General features: G+C 75.4%; 22 protein-coding genes. 8 read left to right on the top strand and 14 right to left on the bottom strand.

Going from position 1 to position 24,127, the window contains the following annotated elements:
- Both ACFPK1_RS04830 and ACFPK1_RS04825 read right to left on the bottom strand, forming a co-directional pair.
- A complete protein-coding gene (locus ACFPK1_RS04830; RefSeq protein WP_378019772.1) occupies positions 1-1,329 on the bottom strand; it encodes an MFS transporter in 1,329 nt (442 codons plus the stop codon).
- Between the two features lie 105 nt (positions 1,330-1,434).
- A complete protein-coding gene (locus ACFPK1_RS04825; RefSeq protein ID WP_378019771.1) occupies positions 1,435-2,109 on the bottom strand; it encodes a GntR family transcriptional regulator in 675 nt (224 codons plus the stop codon).
- 109 nt (positions 2,110-2,218) lie between these two features.
- Here ACFPK1_RS04825 and ACFPK1_RS04820 point away from each other — a divergent pair, with 109 nt between their 5' ends.
- From ACFPK1_RS04820 to ACFPK1_RS04795, 6 genes are read left to right on the top strand one after another with little or no spacing between them, the layout of a single operon-like run.
- Positions 2,219-4,315: an acetate--CoA ligase family protein gene (locus ACFPK1_RS04820; RefSeq protein ID WP_378019770.1), complete on the top strand. Its 2,097-nt coding sequence runs from the start codon at positions 2,219-2,221 to the stop codon at positions 4,313-4,315.
- The gene (locus ACFPK1_RS04815; protein WP_378019769.1) at positions 4,316-5,053 is read left to right on the top strand and encodes an enoyl-CoA hydratase/isomerase family protein; all 738 of its coding nucleotides are present in this window, start codon (positions 4,316-4,318) and stop codon (positions 5,051-5,053) included.
- Positions 5,050-6,195, top strand: coding sequence for an acyl-CoA dehydrogenase family protein (locus ACFPK1_RS04810; protein ID WP_378019768.1), 1,146 nt, complete (start codon positions 5,050-5,052; stop codon positions 6,193-6,195). Before ACFPK1_RS04815 ends, ACFPK1_RS04810 begins: the two co-directional genes overlap by 4 nt.
- Positions 6,192-7,229 carry an acyl-CoA dehydrogenase family protein gene (locus ACFPK1_RS04805; protein ID WP_378019767.1) on the top strand — a complete coding sequence of 346 codons (1,038 nt, stop codon included), beginning with the start codon at positions 6,192-6,194 and terminating at the stop codon, positions 7,227-7,229. Before ACFPK1_RS04810 ends, ACFPK1_RS04805 begins: the two co-directional genes overlap by 4 nt.
- Entirely contained in the window at positions 7,229-8,032 is an 804-nt protein-coding gene (locus ACFPK1_RS04800; RefSeq protein WP_378019766.1) for an enoyl-CoA hydratase/isomerase family protein, read from the top strand. Before ACFPK1_RS04805 ends, ACFPK1_RS04800 begins: the two co-directional genes overlap by 1 nt.
- 52 nt (positions 8,033-8,084) lie before the next feature.
- Positions 8,085-8,768: an NAD(P)-dependent oxidoreductase gene (locus tag ACFPK1_RS04795; protein WP_378019765.1), complete on the top strand. Its 684-nt coding sequence runs from the start codon at positions 8,085-8,087 to the stop codon at positions 8,766-8,768.
- Positions 8,769-8,772: 4 nt separating this feature from the next.
- Here the strand turns inward: ACFPK1_RS04795 and ACFPK1_RS04790 are convergent, their stop codons facing one another.
- The 8 genes from ACFPK1_RS04790 to ACFPK1_RS04755 form a co-directional block, all read right to left on the bottom strand.
- Positions 8,773-9,138, bottom strand: a complete 366-nt coding sequence (locus tag ACFPK1_RS04790; protein WP_378019764.1) for a hypothetical protein — start codon at positions 9,136-9,138, stop codon at positions 8,773-8,775.
- A gap of 119 nt (positions 9,139-9,257) precedes the next feature.
- Positions 9,258-9,647, bottom strand: a complete 390-nt coding sequence (locus tag ACFPK1_RS04785) for a hypothetical protein (RefSeq protein ID WP_378019763.1) — start codon at positions 9,645-9,647, stop codon at positions 9,258-9,260.
- A 20-nt stretch (positions 9,648-9,667) separates the two neighbouring features.
- Positions 9,668-10,294 (bottom strand): SRPBCC family protein, encoded by a 627-nt coding sequence (locus ACFPK1_RS04780; protein WP_378019762.1) that lies wholly within the window; start codon positions 10,292-10,294, stop codon positions 9,668-9,670.
- Positions 10,295-10,319: 25 nt separating this feature from the next.
- Positions 10,320-11,342, bottom strand: coding sequence for a methylmalonyl Co-A mutase-associated GTPase MeaB (gene meaB, locus ACFPK1_RS04775; RefSeq protein WP_378019761.1), 1,023 nt, complete (start codon positions 11,340-11,342; stop codon positions 10,320-10,322).
- 1 nt (position 11,343) lies between these two features.
- Positions 11,344-13,056: a carotenoid oxygenase family protein gene (locus ACFPK1_RS04770; RefSeq protein WP_378019760.1), complete on the bottom strand. Its 1,713-nt coding sequence runs from the start codon at positions 13,054-13,056 to the stop codon at positions 11,344-11,346.
- A gap of 118 nt (positions 13,057-13,174) precedes the next feature.
- A complete protein-coding gene (scpA, locus tag ACFPK1_RS04765) occupies positions 13,175-15,382 on the bottom strand; it encodes a methylmalonyl-CoA mutase (protein WP_378019759.1) in 2,208 nt (735 codons plus the stop codon).
- A 2-nt stretch (positions 15,383-15,384) separates the two neighbouring features.
- The gene (locus tag ACFPK1_RS04760; protein ID WP_378019758.1) at positions 15,385-17,307 is read right to left on the bottom strand and encodes a methylmalonyl-CoA mutase family protein; all 1,923 of its coding nucleotides are present in this window, start codon (positions 17,305-17,307) and stop codon (positions 15,385-15,387) included.
- 134 nt (positions 17,308-17,441) lie between these two features.
- Complete coding sequence (locus tag ACFPK1_RS04755) at positions 17,442-18,017, bottom strand: helix-turn-helix domain-containing protein (RefSeq protein ID WP_378019757.1); 576 nt, start codon at positions 18,015-18,017, stop codon at positions 17,442-17,444.
- Between the two features lie 49 nt (positions 18,018-18,066).
- On the opposite strand from ACFPK1_RS04755, the gene ACFPK1_RS04750 reads away from it, so the two are divergent.
- Together ACFPK1_RS04750 and ACFPK1_RS04745 are read left to right on the top strand one after the other, a co-directional pair.
- Positions 18,067-19,020 carry an NAD(P)/FAD-dependent oxidoreductase gene (locus ACFPK1_RS04750; protein WP_378019756.1) on the top strand — a complete coding sequence of 318 codons (954 nt, stop codon included), beginning with the start codon at positions 18,067-18,069 and terminating at the stop codon, positions 19,018-19,020.
- Positions 19,017-19,652 carry an SAM-dependent methyltransferase gene (locus tag ACFPK1_RS04745; RefSeq protein ID WP_378019755.1) on the top strand — a complete coding sequence of 212 codons (636 nt, stop codon included), beginning with the start codon at positions 19,017-19,019 and terminating at the stop codon, positions 19,650-19,652. Before ACFPK1_RS04750 ends, ACFPK1_RS04745 begins: the two co-directional genes overlap by 4 nt.
- A 52-nt stretch (positions 19,653-19,704) precedes the next feature.
- On the opposite strand, the gene ACFPK1_RS04740 is transcribed toward ACFPK1_RS04745, so the two are convergent.
- The 4 genes from ACFPK1_RS04740 to ACFPK1_RS04725 form a co-directional block, all read right to left on the bottom strand.
- Entirely contained in the window at positions 19,705-21,132 is a 1,428-nt protein-coding gene (locus ACFPK1_RS04740; RefSeq protein ID WP_378019754.1) for an acyl-CoA synthetase, read from the bottom strand.
- Positions 21,133-21,234: 102 nt separating this feature from the next.
- Positions 21,235-22,083, bottom strand: a complete 849-nt coding sequence (locus tag ACFPK1_RS04735) for an ABC transporter permease subunit (protein WP_378019753.1) — start codon at positions 22,081-22,083, stop codon at positions 21,235-21,237.
- On the bottom strand, positions 22,080-23,039 hold the full coding sequence (locus ACFPK1_RS04730; protein WP_378019752.1) for an ABC transporter ATP-binding protein: 960 nt from the start codon (positions 23,037-23,039) through the stop codon (positions 22,080-22,082). The genes ACFPK1_RS04735 and ACFPK1_RS04730 overlap by 4 nt, the downstream gene beginning before the upstream one ends.
- Positions 23,036-24,073: a LolA family protein gene (locus tag ACFPK1_RS04725; RefSeq protein WP_378019751.1), complete on the bottom strand. Its 1,038-nt coding sequence runs from the start codon at positions 24,071-24,073 to the stop codon at positions 23,036-23,038. Before ACFPK1_RS04725 ends, ACFPK1_RS04730 begins: the two co-directional genes overlap by 4 nt.
- Between the last annotated feature and the right edge of the window lie 54 nt (positions 24,074-24,127).

Raw genomic sequence — 24,127 nt, 5'->3', positions numbered from 1 at the left:
CTACTCGTCGGCGGTGATGACGCGACCGGCGCGGTCGCGCAGGAACAGGGCGGCGACGGTGACGATCGCGGCGCCGACGACGGCGATGCCCACCGCGATCCCGTAGCCGGCGCTCGTGGCGACGACGCCGCCGATGATCGTCCCGATGCCCGAGAGGCCGCGGCCGATGTTGTAGGCGGCGGCCGAGCCCAGCGAGCGGATGCGCGTCGGGAACAGCTCGCCGTACCAGACCCCGAAGATGCCGAAGTAGCCCAGGAACAGGCTCGAGGCGAGGTAGAGCCACACGAAGTTGCCGAGCCCCTCGCCGGAGACGGCGAGCGCGAGCATCACCGCGAAGGTCACGGTCTGGAGCGCGGCGAACGCGACGAACACCGGGCGCCGCCCCCAGCGGTCCGACAGCCAGCCGGCGAGGATGAAGCCGACGAACGAGATCGCCGCGGCGACGTAGAGCACGGTGCTCGCGGTGCCGGCGTCGAAGCCGAGGTCGCTCTTGAGCATCGAGGGCATCCAGGCCGTGGCGGTGTAGGGCACCCACTGCGCGCCGAACGCGACGACCAGGCCCACGAGCACGATGGGCAGCGAGTCCTTGGCGACCAGCTGGCGCCACGGCGAGCGGGAGGTCTTGGCGGCGGTGGTGTCGGTGAGCAGGCCCGCGGCCTTGCGGGCCTGCAGCTCCTCCCACTGGCGCGACTCGCGGCAGCCGAAGCGGATCCAGATGCAGGCGAGCGCGGGCAGGACGCCGAGCAGGAACGCGACCCGCCAGTCGACGACGAGCTGGGCGACGAGCACCGCGAGCGCGTACGCCGGCCACAGCGAGGCCTGCACCACGCCGCCGCCGAGCCCGCGGCGCTTCGGCGCCCACGCCTCGTTGAGCCAGGCGAAGCCGACCGCCCACTCGCCGCCGGTCCCGATGCCGGTGAGGATCCGCAGCACGAGGAACACCGCGAAGTTCGGCGCGAAGAAGACCAGGCCGGTGGCGATCGAGTAGATCAGGATCGACCAGATCAGCGTGCGGCGCCGGCCGTAGCGATCGCCGAGCCAGCCGAAGAGCACGCCGCCGATCGCCGACCCGACGAGCTGGCCCGCGATCGCGACGCCGAACACGCCGGCCGAGACGCCGTAGTGGTTCATGATCGCGCCGGCGAGCAGCGTCGGGAGCATGAAGTCGAAGTACTCCATGCCCCAGCCCAGGCAGGCCGCGCCGAGGATGCGCCGCCGTTCGCCGGGGGTGTACTCGGGCGGCTCGGTGCCGGGTGGTGCGGCGGTCCGCGTGCCCGTGCCGGAGGTGTCCGTGCCGGAGGTGTCGGGGCGGTCCTGCTCGGCGGTCATGGGCTCCTCCGCTGCTGACCGCGCGTCGCTGCGCGCGCCGTTCGTGTGGCGGAGGTTAGGTGGGTCACACGACGGAAGTCCAGAGTGGATTGGATACGATCTCGGCTACGGCCGGGGCGGCAGCCCCAGCGCGGCACTGAGGTCGGCGACCGTGTGGTCGCGGTGCGCGTCCATGAGCGCCACCAGCGCACCGGTGTCCCCGCGCCGCAGCGCGGTGATCATCTTGCGGTGCTCGCGGACCACCCGGGCGCGGCCGCCGGAGTCGTAGAGGTGGACGGTCCGGTAGGGCTCGCTGCGCCGCCAGAGCCGGTCGATCTCGTCGACGACGAGGTCGAGGCCCGAGAGCCGGAACATCGCGAAGTGGAACGCCTGGTTGGCCGCGACGATGCCGGCGACGTCGACGTTCTCGACCTGCTCGGTGATCGCCTCGTTGAGGGCGGTGAGCTCGCGCAGCTGGTCGGCGGTCAGGCGCGGGAGAGCGCGGAGGACCTCGGTCTCCAGGGCCCGGCGCATGAGGTAGACCTGCGCGAGCTCGTCGGCGTTGAGGCGCGCGACCGCGTAGCCGACGTGCGGCTCGTGACGCAGGACGCCCTCGGCCTCGAGGGTCTTGAGGGCCTCGCGCACCGGGATGCGGCTGACGCCCAGGCGCGCGGCGAGGGTCTCCTGGCGGACCTGCTGGCCGGGCACCAGCTCGCGCGAGCGCAGCATCCGGCGGATCTCCGTCACCGCGCGCTGCACGCTGGTCGCCCGCCGGGCGGGCTCCGTCTCGGTACCGACCACGCTGCACCTCCCCCGACGCAGGGTACCGGGGCGCTTCCTGCCTTCATTGGATACGAAACGGTGTTCGATCGGTTGTGCGAGGCCGGGGTGCCGACCTAGGTTCGCGGTCGTGAGCACCGACTGGCACCGGGTCCTCGCGCCGCGCTCGGTCGCGCTCATCGGCGCCACCGGCCGCGCCGACAACCCGATGGCGCGCCCGCTGCGCTGGCTCACCGAGCGAGGGTTCGCCGGGCGGGTGCACCCGGTCAACCCCAAGTACGCCGAGCTGGGCGGGGTGCCGTGCGTGTCCTCGCTCGCCGAGGTCCCGGGCGGCGTCGACCTCGCGCTCGCCCTCGTCCCCGCCGAGCGGGCCGCGGCGGCCGTCACCGAGGCGGGGGCGGCCGGCGCGGCCGCGGTCGTCGTCTTCGCCTCCGGGTTCGCCGAGGTCGGCGACGAGGGCCGGGCGCGGCAGGAGGAGCTGGTCGCCGCCGCGCGCGCGTCGGGCACCCGCGTCCTCGGGCCCAACTGCCAGGGTCTCTACGACGCGCGCAGCCGCCTGTTCGCGACGTTCACCGGCGCCGGCGAGCGCCCGCTGACCGGCTCGAGCGGCATCGCGTACGTCGGGCAGAGCGGGGCGATCGGGGGCTCGGTGCTCGACGTGGCCGCCGAGCGCGGGCTCGACCTGTCGGCCTGGGTGAGCACCGGCAACGAGGCCGACGTGTCGCTCACCGAGATCGGGCGCCACCTCGTCGCCGACCCGGAGATCACCGTCCTCACCGTCTACGCCGAGTCGCTGCCCGACCCGGACGACTACGCCGCGCTCGCCGCCGAGGCCCGCGCGCACGGCACCGCGCTCGTCGTGCTGCGCTCGGGGCGCTCCGAGCCCGGGCGGCGCGCCGCGGTCTCGCACACCGGCGCGATGCTCGGCGACGACACCGCGTTCCGCCTGGTCTCGCGCCGGTACGGGGTGGTGCTCGTCGACGACGTCGAGGAGCTGCTCGCCGCGGCCACCATGCTCCGGGGCCGGCGCGGTCCGGCCGGGCGCGCGGTCGGGCTGGTCACGAGCTCCGGCGGCGCCGGCATCCTCGCCGCCGACCGGGCCAGCGACGCGGGGCTCGCCGTGCCCGAGCTGACCACGCAGACCCAGGAGAAGCTCGCGCGGATCGTGCCCCCGTTCGGGGCGGTGGCCAACCCGGTCGACGTCACCGCGCAGCTGTTCAACACCGGCGGCGGGGGCTTCGGCGAGGTCTGCGGGATCGTGCGCGCCGACGCCGAGGTCGACGCCGTGCTCGTGCTGCTCACCATGCTCGTCGGCGAGACCGCGATGGCCCTGGCCCGCGACCTCGCCGCCACCGTCGCCGAGCAGGGCCCCGACGCCCCGCCCGTCGCCGTCGTCTGGATGGCCGGCGAGGACGGCACCGCGCCCGCCCGCGCGCTGCTGCGCGAGGCCGGCATCCCGGTCTTCTCGTCGATCGCGCTCGCGGTCCGGGTGCTCGACGCCGTGGCCGCGCCGCCCGGGGCGGATCCCGCGCCCGTCGAGCCCGCGGCGCCCGTGTCCGGCGACGGCTGGGCCCTGCTCGACGCGCTGGGGGTGCGCCGGCCGCGGTCGGTGCTCGCGACCGACCCGGCCGCCGACGTCGACGCCCTCGGCGGGGTCGCGGTCCTCAAGGCCGCGGGGCTCGCGCACAAGACCGAGACCGGCGGCGTGCGGCTCGGCGTCCGGAGCGAGGACGCGGCCGCGGTGCACGCCGAGCTCTCCGGCCTGCCCGGCGTCACCGGCGTGCTCGTGCAGGAGCAGGTGCCGGCCGGGGTGGAGCTGCTCGTGGCGGTCGACGGCGGGCGCGACGGCTGGCCGCCGGTGCTCACGGTCGGCCACGGCGGCACGGCGACCGAGGTGCACCGCGACGTCGTCCACGCCCTCGCCCCGGTCACCCCCGACACCGCGCGGGCGATGCTGCGCGAGCTCCGGTGCTGGCCGCTGCTCGCGGGCCACCGCGGCGCGCCGGGCGTGGACCTCGACGCCGCCGTCGACGCGATCGTCCGCCTCTCCCGCGCATCCGCCGTGCCCGGGCTCGGCGAACTGGAGGTCAACCCGTTGGTCCTCCTGCCGAGCTCGCATGTCAGCGGCGTGGCGTCGCTGACACCGAACGACAGCAACGCCACGCGCTCGGATCCGCGACACGCCGGGGCAGCGATCGCCGTCGACGTCCTGAGAACGGAGACCTAGATGGGCAGCATCGGGCTCGAGATCGCCGACGGCGTGGCGGTGCTGACCGTCGACGCCCCGGACGTCCGCAACGCGCTGACCCCGGCGATGGGCCGCGAGCTCGCCGACGCGTGCGACACCGTCGACGCCGACCGCTCCGTCGGGGCCGCCGTGATCCGCGGCGCGAACGGCGCCTTCTGCTCCGGCGCCGACCGCCGCACCTGGAATCCCGGCGCCGACCAGGCCGAGGACTCCGCGTTCCGCGACACCGGCGCGGTCTACGGCGCGTTCCGCCGCGTCGGCACCCTCGCGGTCCCGACGATCGCCGCCGTCCGCGGCCCGGCGGTCGGCGCCGGCCTCAACCTCATGCTCGCCACCGACCTGCGCGTCGTCGCCCGCGACGCCCGCCTGCTCGCGGGCTTCCTGCGCATCGGCCTGCACCCCGGCGGCGGCTTCTTCACGATCGCGCACCGCACGGCCGGCCGCGAGGCCACCGCGGCGATGGGCCTGTTCGGCGAGGAGATCGACGGCACCCGCGCCGCGGAGATCGGGCTCGCGTGGCGCGCGGTCGCCGACGAGGACGTCGACGACACCGCCCTCGCGCTCGCCGCCGTCCCGGCGAAGGATCCCGACCTCGCCCGCGAGGCCGCCCGCTCGTTCCGCACCGAGATCGGGCCGCCGGGCCTGCCGTGGGACGCCGCCGTGGAGTTCGAGCGCGCGACGCAGATGTGGAGCCAGCGCCGGAGGGGGACCCAGTGATCTTCGACCCGACCCCGCTGTCGGCCGACGAGGAGGCGCTGCGCGAGGAGGTGCGCGCGTTCCTCGCCGAGACGCTGCCCGACGACTTCCGCCCCGGCCTCGGGCTCGGCGGTCGCCACGACCCCGAGTTCACGCGCACCCTCGCCAAGCGCGGCTGGGTCGGCATGTCGATACCGACCGAGTACGGCGGCGCGGGCGCGAGCACGGTGCGCCGGTTCGTCGTCATCGAGGAGCTGCTGGCCGCCGGCGCCCCCATCGCCGCGCACTGGATCGCCGAGCGCCAGTCCGCGCCCGCGTTCCTGCGCTTCGGCACCGAGGAGCAGCGGCAGTGGTTCCTGCCGCGCATCGCCGCCGGCGAATGCTGGTTCTCCCTCGGCATGAGCGAGCCCGACGCCGGCTCCGACCTCGCGTCGGTGCGCACGACGGCCACGCCGGTCGAGGGGGGTTGGCGGGTGTCGGGCACGAAGGTGTGGACCACGAACGCCCACCTCAACCACTTCGCCGCGATGCTCTGCCGCACCACGCCGCAGGGCGAGGGCGACCGCCACGCCGGGCTCTCCCAGCTCATCGTCGACCTGTCGGACGACGGCGTGCACGTCTCGCCCATCCCCCTGATCGACGGCGAGGAGCACGTCAACGAGGTGGTGCTCGACGGGGTGTTCGTCCCCGACGAGCGGGTGCTCGGCGAGGTCGGGCAGGGCTGGGCGCAGGTCACCGCCGAGCTCGCCCACGAGCGGTCGGGCCCCGACCGCTACCTGTCGATCCTCGGTCTCTACCGCGCGTTCCTCGACGTCCACGGGCGCGATCCCGACGACGTCCGCGCCGCCGCGATCGGCCGCGTCGGCGCCCGGCTGTGGACGATCCGCCAGCTCTCGCTGGCCGTCGCGCGCTCGCTCGACCAGGGCGAGGCGCCGGCGGTGGAGGCGTCGCTGGTCAAGGACATCGGCACGACGTTCGAGCAGCAGGTGGTCGAGACGCTGCGCGACGCGGCGGGCATCGAGATCGACCCCGGAGGCCCGACCATGTTCGACCGGCTGCTCGCCGAGTGCGTGCTCAACGCCCCGACGTGGACGCTGCGCGGCGGCACCACCGAGGTGCTGCGCGGGATCGCGGCCAAGGCCCTGACGCGGGGTGCGCGATGAACGCCGACGTCCGGGAGGCCGTCGCCGACCTGCTCGCCGACCGCGTCACCCCCGAGGTCCTCGAGGCCGCCGAGCGCGACGGCTGGTCGGCCGGGGTGTGGGAGCCGCTGCACGCCGGCGGGTTCACGACGGTCGGCGTCCCCGAGGCCGCCGGGGGCGCGGGCGGCTCGGTCGCCGAGGCGTGCGCGGTGCTCGAGGCCGCCGGGGCCGCGGCCGCGCCGGTGCCCGTCGCGGAGACGGGACTGCTCGCCGGTCGCCTGCTCGCGGCGGCCGGCCTCACGCTGCCGGACGGGCCGCTGACGACGGGGACGGGGTCGGTGACGCTGGCCGACGGCGCCCTGACGGGCCGGCTCGCCCGCGTCCCCTGGGCCTCGGCGTCGGCGCGGATCGCCGTGCTCGCCGACGGGCCCGACGGCTCCGTCGTGGCCGTCGTCGATCCGTCGGACGCCCGCATCGCCGCCGGCCACAACCTCGCCGGCGAGCCCCGCGAGACCGTCGACCTCGACGGCGTCGTCCCCGAGACCACCGCGCCGGCCCCCGCCGACGCCGCCGACCTGCTGGCGAGGAGGAGCGCCCTGGCCCGCGCCGCGCAGATCGCCGGGGCGGCGCGCCGGGTCCTCGAGGTCACCGTCGCCTACACCGGCGAGCGCGTGCAGTTCGGCCGCCCGGTGTCACGCTTCCCGGCCGTCGCCGACCACCTCGTGCGGATCGCGGAGCAGGCCGAGATGGCCGCGATGGCCGCCCGCTCGGCCGCCGTGGGCGCGGGCCCGGACGGCGAGCCGGCCGAGCTGGACGTCGCCGCGGCGGCGGCCGTCGCCTCCGAGGCGGCGGGGCTCGTCGCCGCGGCCGCGCACCAGGCCACCGGGGCGATGGGCGTGACGCGCGAGTTCGCGCTGGGCGTGCTCACCCGGCGGTTGTGGTCGTGGCGCGACGAGTGGGGTGGCGAGCGGGCGTGGTCGACGCGCCTCGGTCACACTCTCGCCGCGGGCGGCCCGGAGCAGCTGTGGCCGACGCTGTCGCGAGGGGTGCGGTGATGGAGGCCGGGAAGGGGAGCCGCACCGAGGACGGGCTGGTCGTCGAGGTCGCCGACCGGGTCGCGACGGTCACCCTCGACCGGCCGGAGCGCCTCAACGCGCTCTCGACGGGCCTGCAGCGGGACCTCGTGGCGGCGTTCGACGGGTTCGCCGACGACCCGGACGTCTGGGTCGTCGTGCTCACGGGCAGCGGGGAGCGGGCGTTCTGCGCCGGGGTCGACCTGCGCGAGATCCGCGAGAACGACGGCGCCTCCGACCGCGGCATCCGCCCGATGGGCGGCGTGTCCCGCAACGTCTTCGAGACCGTGCTCGAGTGCCCCCGCCCGACGATCGCCGCGATCAACGGCTGGGCCCTCGGCGGCGGCTTCGAGCTGGCGCTGGCCTGCGACATCCGCCTGGTCGCCGACCACGCCCGCGTCGGGCTGCCCGAGGCCAGGCGGGGCATGGGCGCGAACTTCGGCGCCCACCTCGTGAGCCGCATGCTCCCGCCCGGCATCGCCTACGAGATCCTCTACACCGGCGACGACATCGCCCCCGCCGACGCCGCCCGCTGGGGCCTGGTCAACCGCGTGGTGCCCGCCGCCGAGCTCGCGCGGGAGGCCGCGGCACTCGCGGCGAAGATCGCCGCCAACGCGCCGCTGACCGTGCGGCGCTACAAGGCGGCGCTGGGCAAGGGCGGCTCGTTGCCCCTGTCGGCGGCGCTGCGCCTCGATGTCGGCCCCGACCCCTACACCAGCGAGGACCGCGTCGAGGGCGTCGCGGCGTTCGTCGAGAAGCGGGACCCGGTCTGGCGGGCGCGCTGAGCCGTGTGACGCGCGTGACGCGCGGCCATCTGCGCAGCGGGTACACGGCTGTGTGGACGTCACCGTGTTCGGCGGCACCGGCAAGATCGGCCGCCTCGTCGTGGAACGCCTGCTCGACGAGGGGCACGAGGTCACCGCGCTCGTGCGCTCGCCCGAGAAGCTGACGATCGACGACCAGGGCGGCACGCAGCGAAGCGGAGCTGCCGCGCCGGAGGCGCGTGGCAGCCTCGAGGTCGTCGTCGCCGAGCTGGACGACGCGCCCGCGATCCGCAAGGTCGTCGACGGCGCCGACGCCGTGATCAGCGCGCTCGGCCCGGCGATCGACCCGTTCCTGCGCAGCGGCCCCCTCACCGAGGCGACGCGCACGATCGTCGCCGCGATGCACGAGTCCGGCGTCCGGCGGCTCATCGCGCTCGGGACCGTCAGCGTCCCCGACCCGCGCGACCGCCCCGGTCTGGTCGAACGGCTCGTCCCGGTCGGCATCGGGCTGCTCATCCCCGGCGCGCTCGAGGAGGTCCAGGGGATCAGCGAGGTCATCTCCACCTCGGGGCTGGACTGGACGCTCGCGCGGATGTTCGCGCCCGTGGACGTCCCGTCCAACGGAACTCTGCGCGCCGGGTTCCTCGGCCGCGACGACATCGGGACGCCGATGGCGCGCACCGACGTCGCCGCCTTCCTCGTCGACCAGCTCACCGACGACCGGTTCGTCGGCGCCGCGCCGGCGATCAGCAACTAGTCGCTCAGCGACCCCGGCGGAAGTCGTCCTCGAGGCTCTCCTCGCGGCGCCGGCTGCGCGCACGCTCCAGCGCCAGCACCGCGAGCCCGTACACCCCGCCGAGGACCAACAGGAAGATCCCGATCCGGACGACGATCTGCTGGACGCCGGTGAGGCCGACGTCCGCGCCCGCCACCAGGGTCAGCAGACCCAGGGCGAACAGGTGGTAGAGGGTGACCAGCAGGTAGTTCAGCGAGGTCGAGAACGACCGGTCGCCGTACACCTCGGCGAGGAAGTCGCGCCCGATCCGGCGCAGCAGCACGCCCACCACCAGCGTGATGACGATGCCGACGACCACCGTCGTCACGAAGCTCGCCGTCGAGACCCCCATCGGTGACCGCCCTCGTCGATCCGGTGCGCGACGGGACCGCCATCGACGTGGGGTCCCGGAGCGCGCGGTGTACCGGTCGGGCTACCCGGGCCCCGGCCGCCACCAACCCGAACGGCCGCTCACGCCTCGCCGTGGTCGGTGTCGGCGTCCTTGGCCGGCCGGCCGCCGGGGACCACGCGGCTCTCCAGCCGCGCCCAGGTCGCGCTCCACTCCGCGAGCGGGACGAGCAGCCGCTGGAGCACCTCGAGCTGCTCGTCGAACGCCGCGAGCTGGCTCTGCATCGCCGCCACCGCGTCGCGCTGCGCCTGGATCGCCGAACGCATCGCCCCGAGCTGGGCCGCCGACATGGCGCCGGGGTGCGTCGCGACCTCCGGCAGCCCGGGCAGCTCGCTCAGCGGCGACGTCGCGGTCCCGGCGGCCTTCACGACGTTCTCCGCGATGCCGCGCAGGCCGGTGACGACGCTCCACAGCGGGTTCTGGCCGCCCGTGGGCTCCGGTGCCTCGCTCATGGACACCGGTTACCCGCGCGTCAGACCTCCGCACCCGTGTAGAACGCGACCGTGCGGTCGGCGCGCGCCTCGGCCTCCCCGCGGTCCATCCCGGATGCGACGCTCGCCTCGGCCCACGCCCGCCCGGCCGCGACGATGAACAGCCGTCCCTCGTCCGACGTCGACCACGCCTCGGCCTGGTCGGGCGTGATCCCGGAGCCCGTGAGGTGCGCCGCGAGCCCGAGCAGCCCGAGATCCCACCCGATCCCGGCGGCCCCCGGACCGAACCGACGCCAGTGGTCGTCGTCGACGTGCGCGATGTGGGTCAGGGTGAAGCGCGCCCCGCCGTCGTCGGGGGTCAGTCGCACCTCGATCCAGCTGACCCCGCCCCCGAACTCCCACGTCGCGTCGAACCCGCTCGGGGGGTCGCAGGCCGTGACGGTGCCGCCGGCGTTGCCCTCGAGCTGGTAGCGCCCGCCGAGGCGCAGCTCGCCGCTGACCGGCAGGAACCAGCGGGCGATGCGGTCGGCCTCGGTGCACGCCGACCAGAGGTCGGCGACGTCGGTGGGGAACGCGCGGCTCAGGGTGACGACCGCCGCCTCGCCGGCCTCGAGGGTGCGAGCGCCGACGACGCGGCGGGTGGCCGCGATCTCGTGCTGGATGTCCATGAGTATCAGTATCGACTGATATTAGTCAGGACTCAAGGAACGCGTCGAGGATCCTGTCGGCCGCCAGCGCCGCCGTGAGCTCGCCCGCCTCGACCTCGCGCTCCAGCTCGCCGCGCAGCTCCTTGACCTGCGGGTGGTCCTGGAGCCGCCCGAGCAGGCGGTCGCGCACCATCTGCCAGGTCCAGTCGACCTGCTGGCGCGCGCGCTTCTGTCTCAGGCCGTCCTCGGCGTCGAGGTGCTCCTGGTGCCGCACGAGCGCCGACCACACGTCGTCGAGCCCGGTCTTCTCGGCCGCGCTGCAGGTCAGGACGGGCACCTTCCACGTCTCGCGCTCCCCCCGCAGCATCGCGAGCGCCTGCTCCAGCTCCCGCGCGGCCCGCTTGGCCTCGCGGGCGTGCGGCCCGTCGGCCTTGTTCACCGCGATGACGTCGGCGATCTCGAGGATGCCTCGCTTGATGCCCTGCAGGGAGTCGCCGGTGCGCGCGAGCGTCAGGAAGAGGAACGAGTCGACCATCTGCGCGACGGTCGTCTCGGACTGCCCGACGCCGACGGTCTCGACGATGACGACGTCGTAGCCGGCCGCCTCCATCACGACCATGGTCTCCCGCGTGGCCTTGGCGACCCCGCCGAGCGTGCCCGCCGTCGGCGACGGGCGGATGAACGCGTCGTCGTCGGTCGCGAGCTCGTTCATCCGCGTCTTGTCGCCGAGGATCGAGCCCCCCGACTTCGTCGAGCTCGGGTCCACGGCCAGCACCGCGACCTTCGAGCCCTGGGCCGTCAACGTCGAGCCCAGAGCACCGATGAACGTCGACTTCCCGACCCCGGGCACCCCGGAGATGCCGATCCGCCGCGCTCCGCCGGCGTGCGGGAGCAGCTCGACGAGCAGCTCCTGGGCGGCCTCGCGGTGGTCGGGACGCGTCGATTCGACGAGCGTGATCGCCCGCCCGATCCAGAGCCGCGAGCCGGACCGGACGCCCTCGACGTACTTCTCCAGGTCGATGTCGCTCACGTCGCCTGCCCGATGAACCCGCACGACACGGTCGGTCATCCTACGGACACGGGTCGACCCCTTCGTCGAGATCGCCGGGCCTCCGCCGCCGCCGCGGTGCACAGCACACCCCGCCGCCATGGCCGGGAGCGGACAGTGGAGGACGACCGTCGGCGACACGGAGGTGCGGCACGTGCCCGGGCAGGGGCTCTCCCCGAACATCCTGGACGGCGTCCTCGTCGTCGTCGCCCTGCTCGCGCTGCTCCGGGGCTGGCGGCAGGGCGCGCTGGTCCAGCTGCTCTCCCTCGGCGGGCTGGTCCTCGGGCTGCTGGCGGGGGCGTGGGCCGCGCCCCGGATCACGGCCTGGTTCCTCGACGACCCGGGCGCCGGCACCGCGCTGCTGAGCCTCGGCCTCCCGCGGCTCCGGGATCCAGGAGCCGTGGAAGCCCGAGGGCACGCCGCGGGGCAGGGTGACCGCGGCGACGGTCCGGGTCACGTCGGTGGCGTCGAGCACGAGCAGCCGGGACGCCGAGCCGTCGGCGCGCGTGGTGATCGTCAGCAGCCAGCCGTCGTCCTCGCTCCGGTCGGCGCGCCCGGCCGGGACGAACACGGCCTCCCCGGCCTTGACGTCGGGCCCGAGCTCGTGGGCGACGGTCGTCCCGGTCGCCAGGTCCATCTTGACGATCGCGTTGGCGGCCGGCGACGACGTGACGCCGTAGCGGTGGCGGGCGGCGCGGCCGACGCGCTCCGGGTCGAGCGTCGGGAACTCCACGGGCCGGTCGTCGAGCGGGCCCTCGGACACGCGGCCGGTGGCGGGGTCGAGCACCCAGCGGTGCATCCGGGCCGCGCCGGTGCCGGCCGCCCGGCCCGCGGGGTCGGCGCCGGCGGCTCCCGCCGCGGCGCGGGCCGCCTCCGGGGCGCCGGGTCGGCCACGTCGCCGACGTCGCGGCGGCGCCCACTGCGCCGCCATGTCCGCGGCGTCGTAGCGGGACCCGTCGACGACGATGCGCCCGTCGGCGTCCTCGTGCGCATTGCCGACGTGGAAGACGTAGCCGGGCTCGATCTCGAACCACCGCACCCGCGCGGCCGGGTCGTCGTGGCGCATCACGCCGAGGCGCGCGCCGTAGGACTCGTCCCAGACGAACGGGAAGCCGGCCCGGATGTGGCGCAGCGAGAACCTCAGCGGGAGGTCCAGCCACACCGTGTGCCGCGCCGTGACCGCGGCGTCGTGCATGAGGGTGGGGCGCCGGACCGAGACCCGTCGGCTCACCACGAGCTCCCCCGCCGCGGAGAGCCGATGGTAGGTCAGGAAGGGCGGCACCGGCGAGTAGCCGTAGAAGTGCAGCTCGCCGGTGACCGGGTCGGCCTTCGGGTGCGCCGTCATCGCCGTGCGCAGCCGCCCCCCGAAGTCGCACGGGCCGACGGTGCCGAGGTCGCGGTCGACCTCGTGGGGCAGGCCCTGCTCGACGAGGGCGAGCAGCTTCCCGCCGTGCTCGATGACGTGGGTGTTGGCCGGCACCGCGGAGAGGTCGACCCCCCGCCAGGTCAGGTAGCGGCGGCCCGCCAGCGCGCCCGTGCGCACCCAGCGGTTGCGGTACCAGAGCGCCCGCCCGCGCGCCAGGCGCACGCCGTGCAGCATCCCGTGGCCCCGGAACCAGTGCCCCGGGTCGGCGCCGGGCAGCGGGTTCGGTCCGTTGCGGACGTAGCGCCCGTCGAGCTCCGGCGGCAACGTGCCCTCGACGGGCAGGTCGACCGCGTCGATCTCGTCGGGCACCGGCGCGTAGTGACCGGACAGGTGGAGAGGGCGGGCGTCCTCGGCGGCGGTCAGGAGAACCTCCGTGCTCGACTCCTCCGAGCCTCCCCCGCGGGGTCCGGGCCTGCCACCCGGGCGCTCAGCCGGCGGTGTGCCCCAGGCGCTCGGTCAGCGTGCCGAGCAGCTGGGTCGCGGCCTCCGCGATCACCGTGCCCGGCCCGAAGATCGCGCTGGCGCCGTTGTCGAGCAGCTCCTGGTGGTCGCCGGGCGGGATGACGCCGCCGGCCACGATGAGGATCTCCTCGGCGCCCGCCTCCGCGAGCTCGTCGCGCAGCGCCGGGACCAGCGACAGGTGCCCGGCCGCCAGCGACGAGACGCCGACGACGTGCACGTCGGCCTCGACGGCCTGGCGCGCGACCTCGGCGGGCGTCTGGAACAGCGGGCCCACGTCGACGTCGAAGCCGAGGTCGGCGAACGCGGTGGCGATGACCTTCTGCCCGCGGTCGTGGCCGTCCTGACCCATCTTCGCGACGAGGATGCGGGGCCGGCGGCCCTCGGCCTCCTCGAACCTCGCGGCCGCGGCGCGCGCCTGCTCGACGGCGGAGTTCTCGCCCACCTCGTCACGGTAGACCCCGGAGATCGTCCGGACGTCCGAGCGGTGCCGGCCGTAGACCTCCTCGAGCGCGTCGGAGATCTCGCCGACGCTGGCCTTGGCCCGGGCGGCGTCGATGGCGAGCTTGAGCAGGTTGCCGTCGAGACCGCTGTCCCGCGTGCCCTCGTCGGCGGCACGGGCGGCGTTCGTCAGCTGCTGCAGCGCCGAGCGGACCGCATCGTCGTCCCGGTTCTCCCGCAGCTCGCGCAGCCGCTCGACCTGCTGGCGCAGCACGTCCTTGTTGTCGACCTTGAGGACGTCGACCTCCTCGCCGGAGGTCAGCGGGTACTTGTTGACGCCGATCAGGGGCTGGCGCCCGGAGTCGATGCGGGCCTGGGTGCGGGCGGCGGCCTCCTCGATGCGCATCTTGGGCAGGCCCTCGTCGATCGCCTGCGCCATGCCGCCGGTGGACTCGACCTCACCGATGTGGGCCCAGGCGCGCTGCGCGAGCTCGCGGGTCAGGCGTTCGACGTACGCCGAACCGCCCCACGGGTCGACGGTGCGCGTGGTGCCCGACTCCTGCTGCAGCAGCAGCTGGGTGTTGCGGGCGATGCGCGCGGAGAAGTCGGTCGGCAGCGCCAGCGCCTCGTCGAGGGCGTTGGTGTGCAGCGACTGGGTGTGGCCCTGGGTCGCGGCCATCGCCTCGACGCAGGTGCGGACGACGTTGTTGTAGACGTCCTGGGCGGTCAGCGACCAGCCGGAGGTCTGGCTGTGCGTGCGCAGCGACAGCGACTTCGGGTTCTGCGCCCCGAACGCGTGCACGAGCTTGGCCCACAGCAGGCGCGCGGCGCGGAGCTTGGCGATCTCCATGAAGTAGTTCATGCCGATGCCCCAGAAGAACGAGAGGCGCGGCGCGAACTTGTCCACGTCGAGGCCGGCGTTGCTCCCGGCCCGCAGGTACTCCACCCCGTCGGCCAGCGTGTACGCCAGCTCCAGGTCGGCCGAGGCCCCGGCCTCCTGGATGTGGTAGCCGGAGATGGAGATCGAGTTGAACTTGGGCATCTTCTCCGAGGTGTAGCTGAAGATGTCCGAGATGATCTGCATCGAGGGCTTGGGGGGATAGATGTAGGTGTTGCGGACCATGAACTCCTTGAGGATGTCGTTCTGGATGGTCCCGGCCAGCTGCTCCGGCGACACCCCCTGCTCCTCGGCGGCGGCGACGTAGAGCGCCATCACCGGCAGCACGGCCCCGTTCATGGTCATCGAGACCGACATGCGGTCCAGCGGGATGCCGTCGAACAGCTGGCGCATGTCGAGGATCGAGTCGATCGACACCCCGGCCATCCCGACGTCGCCGGAGACGCGCGGGTTGTCGGAGTCGTAGCCGCGGTGGGTGGGCAGGTCGAACGCGACCGACAGGCCCTTCTGCCCCGCGGCGAGGTTGCGGCGGTAGAACGCGTTGGACTCCGCCGCGGTCGAGAACCCGGCGTACTGGCGCACGGTCCACGGCTGGGTCACGTACATCGTCGGGTAGGGCCCGCGCAGGTAGGGCGTGACGCCCGGGTAGGTGCGCAGGAAGTCGAGGCCCTCGAGGTCGGCGTCGGTGTAGAGCGGCTTGACCCCGATGCCCTCGGGGGTCTCCCAGACGAGGTCCTCGGCGCCCTTGCCGGTGGCCTCCTCGAGGGCGGCCTCCCAGTCGCCGGACGGGCTCTCGGGCGTGCCGAGCTCGACGTCACCGAAGTTCGGGATGCTCATCGTCAGGCTTCCCCCTGATCTTTGGCTAGGGTGTCGAGCGTGTCGCGGAGGACGGCGGCGGCGTCGCATCCGGCGTAGAGCGTGGCGTCGACGCCCTCGACGTCCTTCTTCCCCGCCAGCAGGATGCGCGTCGCCCCGGCCTCGCGCAGGGCGGCCGCGACGTCGGCGGCGTGCTGGTCGTAGACCTTGTCCGACGACGCGATCACCGCCACCGGGGTGCCGGCCTCGCGGAAGGCGTCCGCGATCTCCTGGGCGTCGGTCCCGCCCGGCCCGTCCACTCCTGCGACGCCGCCGGCGTTCATGAGGTTCGTGGTGAACGACGCGCGGGCGGTGTACTCGGCGAGCGTCCCGATGCTCGCGACGAAGACGGTCGGCCGCTCCCGGGCGGCGTCGGCGCGGTCGCGCAGCTCCTCGAAGACCTGTGCGTAGCGCCGCCGCGGCAGGCCGCCCTCGTGCTCGGCGTCCGGGAGCGGCTCCCGCTGTGGGAGGACCTCCTGCAGGTTCGGGAACTCGCTGACGCCGGTGATCGGGTCCTGGCGGCGCGCGATGCGCGTCGCCCGGCGCTCCCACGTCGCGTCGAGCCTCCCGGCCAGGCTGCCGTCGTCGAGGACGGCCTCGATCCCGCCGTCGCGCTCGATGCGCGTGAACTCCTCCCACGCGGCGTGGGCCAGCGCGTCGGTGAGCGACTCGACGTACCAGGAGCCGCCGGCGGGGTCGATGACGTGCGCGAGGTGCGACTCCTCGAGCAGCAGCGCCTGGGTGTTGCGCGCGAGGCGCCGGGCGGCCTCGTCGGGGCGGCCGAGCTCGCTGTCGAAGGGCAGCACGGTGACCGCGCCGGCCCCGCCGAGCCCGGCGCCGACGGCGGCGACGGTGGTGCGCAGCATGTTCACCCAGGGGTCGCGGCGGGTGACCATCGCCGGGCTCGTGACGGCGTGCTGGTCCATGGCCCGGGACGCCTCGGACGCGCCGCTGACCGCGCCGATGCGCTCCCAGCACCGGCGCGCGGCGCGGAGCTTGGCGAGGGTGGCGAACTGGTCGGCGGTGGCGGCGAAGCGGAACTCGAGGCGGGCGAAGGCCTCGTCGGTGGTGAGCCCTGCGTGCGTCAGGACCCGCAGCGCGTGCACCCCGGCGGCCAGGGCGGCGCCGAGCTCCTGGGCGTCGCTGCCGCCCGCGCGGTGGTAGGGCAGGGCGTCGGCGACGACGGTGCGCAGCTGGGGGTGGCTCTGCGCGGCGGCCCTGCTGTGCTCGACCAGGGCGTCGCGGTAGGCGTCGGTCAGGGCGGCGCCGCCCTGCGTGCGGTCGAGCAGCGGGTCGTAGCCGAGCGACCCGCCGATCGCCCCGGACCCGGCCTGCTCGGCGAGGCGCAGGAGCGCGGCGGCGGCCTCCGGGGTGTCGCGGCCGGCCTCGAGCGCGATCGGCGCGAGGTCGACGAACACGCCCTCGAGCAGCGTCGGCAGGGCGTCGACGGGCGGGCCGCCGGCGTCGCCGAGCACGAGCCAGAGCGACGAGACGCCGTTCTCCAGCTCGGCCATGAGCACGTCGTGGGCGTCGGCCGGGGACGCGTCGCGCGCGAAGGCGTGGCGCTGGCGGACCAGCCAGCCCTCGGCGACCTGACCCTCGGGCCTCGCGCCGCGCACGAACGGCGGCAGGCCCGGCACCCCGGTGGGGACGTCCGGCGCGTCCTCGGCGGCGTAGAGCCCGGCGATGGTGATGTCGTCGTCGGTGACCGTGGCGAGCGCCGCCTCGGCCTCCTCCGGCGAGAGCTCGCGGCCGGACTTCGCCAGCACCCCGGCGACCAGCTCGCGCCACTGCTCGCGCGTCGGGGCCTCGAACTCCCCGGCCAGGGTGAGCTCCTCCGGGGCCTCGTCGTCCAGCTGAGCGGAAGGGTCCAGCTCCGCTGCGCTCCGTGTCCCGCCCGATGTCATGCGCCGGATCGTAGAACGGTCGCTACCGACTGTTTCCTCACCGTGCGACAGGCCACCGGTGCGGGCGAGCGGAATCGTTCGAGATGGGCTGCGCCCACGTGAGTGATATGGGTCATCAGGACGACCCATATCCCTCACCTGGGCGGAGCCCCTCGCATGTGCACCCGCTCGCCCTGGCGCCCGAAGAGCGCGAGGACCTCGACGGGGCCGTCGCCCGTGCTGCCCAGCCAGTGCGGGCGGCGGGTGTCGATCTCGGTGGCCTCGCCGGGACGCAGGACGAGGTCGGCGTCGCCGTTGATCACGCGCAGGCGCCCGGCCAGCACGTACACCCACTCCCAGCCCTGGTGGGTCGGCAGCTCGGCGGGCGGGGTGTCGCGCGTCGGGGCGAAGACGAACTTGTAGGCCGCCGGCTGCCCGGGGCTGCGCGAGAGCCGGTACATCACCGTGTCCTCGGTGCGCGAGACCGGCGCGTCGCGCGCCGGCGCGGCCTCGCGGATCCCGATCAGCTCGTCGATCCCGGTGCCGTAGACGGTGGCGAGCGGGAGCAGCAGCTCGAGGGTGGCGCGCCGCCCTCCGTGCTCGAGCCGCGAGAGGGTGCTGGTGGAGATCCCGGTGCGCGCGGAGAGCTCGGCCAGGCCGAGCCCCTCGCGGCGGCGGCGGGTGGCGAGGCGGGCACCGAGGTCGTCGAGCACGTCGGTCACGTTTGCCATCCTGGCAAGAATCCTCGTCGTCCGTCGACCGCCGTCGCACGCTGGGGCCATGACCGACGAACCCCTCGACGTCCTCGTCCTCGGGGGCGGCGCGGCCGGCCTGTCCGGCGCGCTGACCCTCGCCCGCTCCCGCCGCTCGGTGCTCGTGCTCGACGCCGGCGAGCCCCGCAACGCCCCGGCCGACGGGGTGCACGCGTTCCTCACCCGCGACGGCCTGCCGCCCGCCGAGCTCGTGCGCCTCGGGCGCGCCGAGGTCTCCTCCTACGGCGGCGAGATCCGCTCGGGCACCGCGGTGACCGCGCGCCGCGACGGCGACCTGTTCGCCGTCGACACCGCCGACGGCGACACGCTGCGCGCCCGCCGGCTGCTCGTCGCCACCGGGCTGGTCGACGAGCTGCCCGACCTGCCCGGCGTCCGCGAGCTGTGGGGTCACGACGTGCTGCACTGCCCGTACTGCCACGGCTGGGAGGTCCGCGACCGGGCGGTCGCGGTGCTCGGCACCGGGCCGAACGCCCTGCACCAGGTCAAGCTGTTCTCCCAGCTCACCGACGACCTCGTCTACCTGCGCCACCACGCGCCCGCGCTCACCGTCGAGGAGGCCGAGCAGCTGGCGGCGCTGGACGTCGCCGTCATCGAGGAGGAGGTGACGGGCCTCGAGATCACCGATGGTCGGCTGGTCGGCGCGCGCCTGGCCGACGGACGCGTCGTCGCCCGCCAGGCACTCGTCGTCGGGCCGCGGTTCGTCGCGCGCAGCGGAGTGCTCGAGGATCTCGGTATCGAGGTCCTCGACCACCCCCTCGGCGGGCGCTACGTCGCCCCCGTCGACGCCACCGGGCAGACGGCCGTGCCCGGGGTGTGGGTGGCGGGCAACGTGAGCAACCTGTCCGCCCAGGTCGTGGCGGCGGCCGCCGAGGGCACGCTCGCGGGGGCGCGCATCAACGCCGACCTCGTCGACGAGGACATCGCACGGGCCGTGGCCCGCTACCGGGAGGACGCCGCATGAGCATCCACGACCAGTTCACCGCCGCCTTCTGGGACGAGCGGTACGGGAGCTCCGAGAGGATCTGGAGCGGCGCGCCGAACGACGTGCTGGTGCAGGAGATCGCCGACGTCGCGCCCGGCACGGCGCTCGACGTCGGCAGCGGGGAGGGCGGCGACGCGGTGTGGCTCGCCGCGCGCGGCTGGACGGTGACGGCGATCGACGTCTCGCCCGTCGGGCTCTCCCGCGTCGCGGCGCGCGCGGCGGCCGACGGCGTGGCGGACCGGGTGACGACGACCCCGGTCGACGTCCTGCACGACCCGATCCCCGGCACGCACGACCTCGTCACCGCGCACTTCCTGCAGCTCCCGGCCGACGTGCGTCCCCGCGTCCTCTCGGCGCTCGCCGGGGCCGTCGCGCCGGGCGGGCGGCTGCTGATCGTCGGGCACGACCCTGAGGGCATGCCCGCGGAGTTCGCGGGCCACCACCCGCCGGAGATGTTCGCGACCGCCGACCAGCTGGTGGCCGAGCTCGCCGGCGCGCTGGCCGGCTGGTCGATCGAGGTCGCCGAGCGCCGCGCGCGCACCGGCGTCCAGCCCGACGGGCGCCCCGGCTTCCCCTACGACGCGGTCCTGAGGGCCCGTCGGGCCACGTGAGTGGAATGGGTCGTCCCGACGACCCATTCCACTCACGTGGGCCGCAGGCCCCTCACAGCCGCGCCTTCTGGACCTTGCCCATCGCGTTGCGGGGCAGGGCGTCGACGACGCGGACCTCGCGGGGGCGCTTGTGGGCCGAGAGGCGGTCGGCGACGAAGGCGATGACCTCGTCGGGGTCGATCGGGTCGCCGGTCACCACGACGTGGGCGACGATCCGCTGGCCCAGGTCGTCGTCGGGCTCGCCGACCACCGCCGCCTCGCTGATGCCGACGTGCTCGAGCAGCGCGGTCTCGATCTCGCCCGCGCCGACGCGGTAGCCGCCGGTCTTGATGAGGTCGACCGAGCGCCGGCCGACGATGCGGTGGTAGCCGTCGGCGTCGATCACGGCGGCGTCGCCGGTGCGGAACCAGCCGTCGGCGGTCCAGGTCGCGGACGTCGCCTCGGGCCGCCCGAGGTAGCCGGAGAAGAGGCCGGGGCCCTGGAGCTGCAGCTCGCCGATCGTCTCGCCGTCGTGCGGGAGCAGCTCGCCGTCCGACTCCTCGTCGGTGGAGACGAGCCGTGTCCGCACGCCGGCGACGGGCTGCCCGACCCAGCCGGGCCGGCGCTCGCCGTCGGCCCGGACCGACAGTGTGATCATCGTTTCGCTCATGCCGTAGCGCTCGACCGGCGCCTGGCCGGTGAGCTCGTGCAGCCGCTCGAACACCGGCACGGGCAGCGGCGCACTGCCGGAGACCAGCAGGCGCGCCGGGCGCAGGGCGGCGGCCGACTCCGGGTCGGCGGCGATGCGCGACCAGATCGTCGGCACCCCGAACAGCAGGCTGGCGCCGTGGTCGCGGACGGCGGCGGCGTACGACTCCGGCTTCGGGCGCCCGACGTGCACGAGGCGCGACCCGATCCGCAGCGCGCCGAACACGCCGAGCCCGAGCCCGTGCACGTGGAACAGGGGCAGGCCGTGCGCGAGCGTGTCCTGCGCGGTCCAGTCCCACGCGTCGGCGAGGCCGTCGAGCCCGGCGGCCATCGCGGCGCGGGACAGCAGCACGCCCTTGGGCGCCCCGGTGGTCCCCGAGGTGTAGAGGATCAGCGCCGGGCCGTCGTTCGGCGCCTCCCGGGCGGCGTCCCCGCTGCGCCGGCTGATGTCGACCCGGCGCACCGGCAGCGTGACCTCCGGTGGCCGCTCGCCGATCCACAGCGAGGCCCCCGAGTCGGTGAGCACGTGGCCGCGCTCGCCCGGCCCGGTGTCGGGCGGCACCGGGACGACGGGCACGCCGGCGAGCAGGGCGCCGACCATCGCGACGACGGTCTGCGCGGTCGGCTCGGCGAGCACCGCGACGGGGCCCTCGTTGGGCCGGTCGACGATCTGGTCGGCGACGACGGCCGCCGCGCCGAGCAGTTCGGGACCGGACATCGCGACGTCGCCGACCCGGATCGCCTCGGGGTCGTCGAGTCCCCCGTCGAGCAGCGCAGCGAGCAGCGTCGTCATGGCGCCCATCATGGGCACCGCCTCCCCGCGGCGCGCGCCTACCCCTGCCTCACCAGCCCGTCCACGATCACCGGGAGCTGCCACGCGTGGCGTCCGGCCGACCTAGCCGTCCCGGCGCCGCATCCGCCAGACCGTCACGGCGACGCCGAGGACGAGGTAGACCAGCGCCCGCAGGCTGCTCGAGGCCAGGCCGTCGAGCGGGAGCGGGTCACGCAGGGCGTCCGCGCCCGCGGCCCAGCCCGAGGTCAGCAGCAGCGGCTGGAGCCACTCGAGCGACGGGATCGCGGCCAGCACCCCGAACACGATGAGCCCGCCGAGCACGGCCGCGAGCACCACGAGCGGGTGCTCGGTGAACGCCGAGATCGCCAGCGCCACGGCCGCGACCGCGAGGAGCTGCACGACGGTCCAGCCGGCCACCAGGGCGACCCGGCCGAGCGCCTCGCCGAGCCCGAGCGTCGTGCCGGACAGGGTGATCAGGGTGCCGCCCGGGCCGCCCACGACGACCATGCCGGTGATCACGCCGACGACCGCGACGACCACGACGGCGAGCACCGCGACCGCCAGCACCCCGACGGCCTTCATGACCACCAGCCGGCCCCGACCGACCGGCGCCAGCAGGAGCCCACGCAGCGTGCCGTGAGAGGACTCGCCGGCCAGGGCGTCGGCGGCCGCGGTGGACACCGTCAGCGGCAGCAGCAGCGTCAGCGCGAGCCCCAGCGCGGCGATCGGCAGGACCAGCCCGTTGCCGGCCACCGCCGCCACGAGCCCGGGGCCGTCACCGTCGCCGCCGCCGGGTCCGCCGGTGAGGGCGATGCCCACCCCCAGCGCGACCGGGATCAGCCCCAGCAGGACCAGCAGCACCAGCGTGCGGGGCCGGCGCAGCACCCAGCGGACCTCGGCGGCCGCGAGCCGGCCCAGCGGCGCCGTCGTGCGCGTCGCGACCGTCGTCACGCGTCCTCCTCGGTCAGGCGGGCGAAGAGCTCCTCGAGGTGGGCGCGGCGGCGGTGGACCTCCCACACCGCCACCCCGGCCCCGACGAGCGCCGCGACGATCTCAGGGGCCTCCAGCGAGCCCGGGGGCACGGCCACGCCGCCGTCGGCGCGGTACGACGGCGCCCCGGCCCCGCGCAGCGCGAGGATCGCGTCGTCGACGTCCGGGGTGCTCACCACCAGCCCGCCGGCGTCCGCGTCGAGCAGCGCGCGCAGCTCGCCGGACACCAGCAGCGTCCCGGTCTGCAGCACGGCCACGTGGGTGCACACGGCCTCGACCTCGGCGAGCAGGTGCGACGACAGCAGCACGGTCGCGCCGGCGTCGCGGAGGTCGGCGACGACCCGGCGCACGTCGCGCGTGCCGGCGGGGTCGAGCCCGTTGGTCGGCTCGTCGAGCACCACCAGCCGGCGCGGCACGAGCAGCGCCGCCGCGAGCCCGAGGCGCTGCTTCATGCCCAGCGAGTAGCCGCGGTAGCGCCGGCGGGCGGCGTCGGTGAGCCCGACCCGCTCGAGTGCGGCGTCCACCGGCGCGCGCAGGTCGCCGTCGAGGCGGGGCTCGGCGGCGGCGCAGCGCAGAAGGTTGTCGCGCCCGGACAGGAACGGGTGGAAGCCGGGGCCCTCGACGAGCGCGCCGACGTCGGGCAGCGCCGCCGCCAGGTCGTCGCCGGCGTGCCCGAGGAGCTCCACGGTGCCGGCGGTCGGGCGGGTCAGCCCGAGCAGCATGCGGATCAGGGTGGTCTTGCCCGACCCGTTGGGCCCGAGCATCCCGAGCACGGCGCCGGCGGGGACGTCGAGGTCGACGTCGTCGATCGCGACCGTCGACCCGAACGTCTTGCGCAGCCCGCGGACCCGCGCGGCGACCGCGTCGGTGCCCGACGCGGCCGCCTCCGCCGGCGGGGTGGAGGTCGCCGCCGTCACTGCGCGAGGGCCTCGGTGAGCACCTGCTGCGGCACCGCGCCCGCGGCGATCCGGCCGTCGTCGGTGACGATCACGGTGGCGACCGCCGTGGTGATCACGCGCCCGCTGCCCCACGGGCCGCTGACCGGGGTGCCGATCGCGGAGAGGTCCGGCGCGCCCTCGGGTCGCTGCTGCTCCCCACCCTCGCGCGCGGGGGCCTGCCCGACGACCACGGTGTCCCACCCGTGGCCGACGGTCCGGCGCTCGCCCCCGGGACGGTCCTGCTGCCCGTCGGGCCGCTGCCGGTCCTGCGCGTCGCGCACGGTGGTGCCCGGCGGCGGGGTGAAGGTGAACAGCGCCGGGTCCTGCGGGCCGTAGGTGAGCTCGGAGAAGCCGACCTGCAGCGCCGGCTCGGCCGCGCCCTGCGCGAGCACCGTGAGCTGCAGCGGCAGGCGCGTCTCGGCGTCGACCGCGACGCGGACCTCGCGCAGCAGCGTGCGCTCGGTGGGCTGCGGGGTCAGCACCAGCTGGTAGGCCGCCCGCCCGGCGACCTCGGCGGTGCCGTCGACGGCGACCGTGCTGGTCTGGCGCAGGGTCGCGATGGCCTGGGTGGCCGCCGCGGTGGGGTCCTGCTGGCCGTGGCCCTCCGGCGGGCCCTGCTGGTCGCCGGCGGGCGAGCGCGTCGCGGTGCGGTCGCGCGAGTCGTACGCCCAGCGCGTGGTGCCGTCGGAGACCAGCGTGCGCTCGCCGTCGGGCGACGGGATGGCCACCCGCCCGCGGTCCTCGCCGCCGGACCACACGCGGATCGTCGAGGTGCCGTTCGCGAGCTGCGGCACGCCGGGGACCGCGGGCAGCCCGAGGGCGTTGTCGACCTCGACCTCGCCGGCGAAGGGGCCGCGCTGCGCGGTCATCACCGAGGACACGAGGTCCTCCGGGCTCACCGGCGGCAGCGGCGGCGCCGCGGCGGCACCGGCCGGCGCGACCACGAGCCCCACGCCGACCGCGGCCACCAGCGTCGCCCCGAGCCCTGCCCCGACCCAGCTCCTGCGTCCCATGACCCCATCGTGGCCGCGCCTCGCTGAGACGGTCTCAGCATCGGCCGGCGAGTG

The sequence above is a fragment of the Actinomycetospora rhizophila genome (genome assembly GCF_042657905.1).
Taxonomy (GTDB): Bacteria; Actinomycetota; Actinomycetes; order Mycobacteriales; family Pseudonocardiaceae; genus Actinomycetospora; species Actinomycetospora rhizophila.
This window is presented reverse-complemented; position numbering and strand designations above follow the sequence as displayed.

Excerpts from the sequence above, each read along its gene's own strand:
- ACFPK1_RS04725 (WP_378019751.1), bottom strand. The coding sequence starts at position 24,073 with ATGGGACGCAGGAGCTGGGTCGGGGCAGGGCTCGGGGCGACGCTGGTG.
- ACFPK1_RS04785 (WP_378019763.1), bottom strand. The coding sequence starts at position 9,647 with ATGAGCGAGGCACCGGAGCCCACGGGCGGCCAGAACCCGCTGTGGAGC.
- ACFPK1_RS04755 (WP_378019757.1), bottom strand. The coding sequence starts at position 18,017 with ATGGCAAACGTGACCGACGTGCTCGACGACCTCGGTGCCCGCCTCGCC.
- ACFPK1_RS04780 (WP_378019762.1), bottom strand. The coding sequence starts at position 10,294 with ATGGACATCCAGCACGAGATCGCGGCCACCCGCCGCGTCGTCGGCGCT.
- ACFPK1_RS04815 (WP_378019769.1), top strand. The coding sequence starts at position 4,316 with ATGGGCAGCATCGGGCTCGAGATCGCCGACGGCGTGGCGGTGCTGACC.
- ACFPK1_RS04750 (WP_378019756.1), top strand. The coding sequence starts at position 18,067 with ATGACCGACGAACCCCTCGACGTCCTCGTCCTCGGGGGCGGCGCGGCC.
- ACFPK1_RS04830 (WP_378019772.1), bottom strand. The coding sequence starts at position 1,329 with ATGACCGCCGAGCAGGACCGCCCCGACACCTCCGGCACGGACACCTCC.
- ACFPK1_RS04745 (WP_378019755.1), top strand. The coding sequence starts at position 19,017 with ATGAGCATCCACGACCAGTTCACCGCCGCCTTCTGGGACGAGCGGTAC.
- meaB (WP_378019761.1), bottom strand. The coding sequence starts at position 11,342 with ATGACCGACCGTGTCGTGCGGGTTCATCGGGCAGGCGACGTGAGCGAC.
- ACFPK1_RS04760 (WP_378019758.1), bottom strand. The coding sequence starts at position 17,307 with ATGACATCGGGCGGGACACGGAGCGCAGCGGAGCTGGACCCTTCCGCT.
- ACFPK1_RS04800 (WP_378019766.1), top strand. The coding sequence starts at position 7,229 with ATGGAGGCCGGGAAGGGGAGCCGCACCGAGGACGGGCTGGTCGTCGAG.
- ACFPK1_RS04740 (WP_378019754.1), bottom strand. The coding sequence starts at position 21,132 with ATGACGACGCTGCTCGCTGCGCTGCTCGACGGGGGACTCGACGACCCC.
- ACFPK1_RS04790 (WP_378019764.1), bottom strand. The coding sequence starts at position 9,138 with ATGGGGGTCTCGACGGCGAGCTTCGTGACGACGGTGGTCGTCGGCATC.
- scpA (WP_378019759.1), bottom strand. The coding sequence starts at position 15,382 with ATGAGCATCCCGAACTTCGGTGACGTCGAGCTCGGCACGCCCGAGAGC.
- ACFPK1_RS04805 (WP_378019767.1), top strand. The coding sequence starts at position 6,192 with ATGAACGCCGACGTCCGGGAGGCCGTCGCCGACCTGCTCGCCGACCGC.